1 protein-coding gene is annotated in these 2773 nt (G+C 64.3%); it reads left to right on the top strand.

Annotation, left to right across the window (positions count from 1 at the left end):
- Window positions 1-1518: 1518 nt before the first annotated feature.
- Window positions 1519-2058, top strand: coding sequence for a VanW family protein (locus tag IWX75_RS17450; protein WP_334684460.1), 540 nt, complete (start codon window positions 1519-1521; stop codon window positions 2056-2058).
- Window positions 2059-2773 lie beyond the last annotated feature (715 nt).

Genomic DNA, 2773 nt, shown 5'->3' with positions numbered 1-2773 from the left:
AAAAAGGAGGAGGTCGCCACCCACACCGGGGCAACCCAAGAAACACTACACCAACCCCCACCAACCAACAAACCAACACACACCCCCGAACCCGAGCCACCGGCGGCGACCTATGCCAGCGCCTATGCGCCGGGCCAGCGGCGCGGCACTGCTCTTCCCTTCGAGGATCCGGCCAGGCAGGACATGCTAGCCCCTGGGTCAATAGCCCCTGGCAGAAACGCCCACGAAGCCATGCAAGGATCTGCCCCTTGGCATCCGCGCAATGCGCGGCGGCTGGAGCGCAGTCCTAACCGTTCGCCCCAGGAACACCGGCCTCGGCGCTAAGGCCTGCTTCAAGGTCCTCTCCGCACATGTTCAGGGGCACGGTCGACGATCGCGTCGAGGCCGGGGTCGGGGCACGGTCGACGATCGCGTCGAGGCCGGGGTCGGGGCACGGTCGACGATCGCGTCGGGGCCGGGGTCGGGGCACGGTCGGTGTCGGCTCGGTATCGGCGTCGGTGTGCTCCTGCCGTCGAAGCGCCAACTTCCGCAAGGGCGAGAAACACTACAACCCTGCGGGGAACACCGGCACCAATGGTGCGGTGACCCGAACGGAACGACAAACCGAGGCAGCGACCCACCCGTGGGCTGGTGATAGGAGACGTCACCGTTCGATCCCGGAGGGAATCGAACGGTGACGTGGTCGCCCCACTGCTCTGCGCCCATCACCTACTCGCGGCTGCGCCGTTCGGACGGCGTCATACAAGGAGGGCCCCCAGTCGTCGGGCTCGAAAGCTCGGGCCACAGGGCCGTGGAGCGTGCGCGCACCATGCGCGCCGGGGGCTCGGTCCCTCGAGGGCACTGGTCAACGTCGGTGCACCAGCGGAACCGCTCCGGGTAAACGCCTCCGCCCTATCGGACGCCGCTCCTAGCCGGCTCGAGGGTCGATGGCGTCCGCGAGACCCAGGAGACGCTTCACTTCTGCGCGGAACACGGGCCGGCCGAAGCCGAGGTCAGCCCTGCCGTGGAGGTCGACGAAGCCTACAAGGGCGTCATGACTTCCGAGGTTCGGTGTCGCTTCACCATCGGCGCAGCGACACTTTGAGCGGCAAGCAGTGCGGCCCCCACCAAACCCGGCTCCCACTGACGAACACGGAACTAACCTGTCTCCGTTGGCTGAGGGGGGTCAGGGTGACTTGGTAGCCAGAGGTATCGAGCCGTCGTGGAGCTGGCGATTGGGGCACTTTCCGGTCCGTCCGGCATCTGGCAGGCTATGGATCCTGCCGGATTTCCGGCGTCGGCCTGCGTGAACGGCTTTTGTACCCGGGGGAGAATGTCACGAAAACTGTTCTGCGAGCTCTCACCGCTGACCTACCGCATCTCCGTTCAGCGCATGATCTTCACCAGAAAACTACGGGACATCCTTTCCCCGACAGCCTTCGCCCGGCAAGGGTCCGGGAATCCCCTGCCCGTGGTGGTCTACCGTCCTTCTAGAAACTCGTCGGAAGCTGCACCGCCGCCAAGGGCTACCGGAAAGGCCTGACGATCAACAACGACAGGGCAGACTCCGGTATCGGCGGCGGGCTCTGCCAGTTCACCAACCTGCTGCACTGGATGGTCCTTCACAGCGAACTGACCACATTGGAACACCACCACCACGGCGAACTGGACCTCTTCCCGGACGTCAACCGCCAGATCCCGTTCGGCTCGGGCACCTCGATCATCTACAACTATCTGGACTACCGGGTTCGCAGTGACACGGACCAGGCATTCCAGTTCCTGGTGAGCACCACCGATCAGCACCTCTGCGGCGAACTCCGCGCGGAACGCGTTCCGGCCGTCAAGTTCCACATCCGTGAAAAGGACTCCTACTTCCACGAGGCCGGGGGCAACGTCTACCGGCACAACAGGATCGTCCGATTGACCAGGGACAAGCACACCGGACTGGCGACCTCGACGCAACAGGTCCTCGAGAACAACGCACTCGTGACCTACGACCGCGAATTGATCACCACGCGGATCCGCTCCGATCCGGGTCGAACGGCGCCGGCAACTCCTGTCGCGAAGAAAGCAACCTAAGCTGACTCCATGCATGAGTGCGGGTCTACTCCTGGGCGCCTGATCCGGCGGAAGCAGTCTGTTCGGTCTTTCAGTTGTGGGAGTGCAGCGCATCTGATAGCTCGACACACGTCTCCTCCAAAGCCGTGATCTTCCGACCAAGGAGGGCAGGGAAGTCGAGGGTGCGTCCAAAGGACCTCGAATGGTCGCTCGTGTTCGTGAAGGGCATGGTCCTCGCCGGCGCCTTGGGACTGATGACCGGGGGCGGCACCATGCTGGGTTCCGATTGGGGCGCCGGAAGCGTAATAGCTGGTTGCCTCTTCGGCGGAGGTATCGGCCTCCTGATCGGAGCGATCAGTTCACTCCTCGGACTCCTCTTCCATTCCATGGCCGAGGTACATAGCCCTCGACTTCGTCCCGCAGCTGCGTCAGTGGGCGCGAGCCTGGGAGTCTTGGTCACTTGCGCGGCTCTCATCCAAGGAGGACCGTTGGATCCGGTTTCATGGCCGGTCTTGCTGGCCGTGCTCGTTGCAGCGGTCTTGGGTGCAGTGCTCACTCGGCCACTACGTAAGCGCCCGTCCTGAGGTCTGCAGCCCGCATCAGTTTTGCGGCCTGGGTGGGGTCGGTGCTGGTTGCTTGGCGGGTTGGGTGTCGTCGGGTGGTGGGTGTGGTGCTTAAAGGGGCAGAGGCCCCACCGGTGGTGGGGCCTCTGGCCTGTAATGGTTGTCCGGCGGTG

The organism is Arthrobacter sp. CAN_A6, assembly GCF_015751715.1.
In the GTDB taxonomy this organism is placed as follows: Bacteria; Actinomycetota; Actinomycetes; order Actinomycetales; family Micrococcaceae; genus Arthrobacter_D.
Note: the sequence above shows the minus strand (reverse complement) of the source record. Positions and strands in the feature narration are given on the sequence as shown.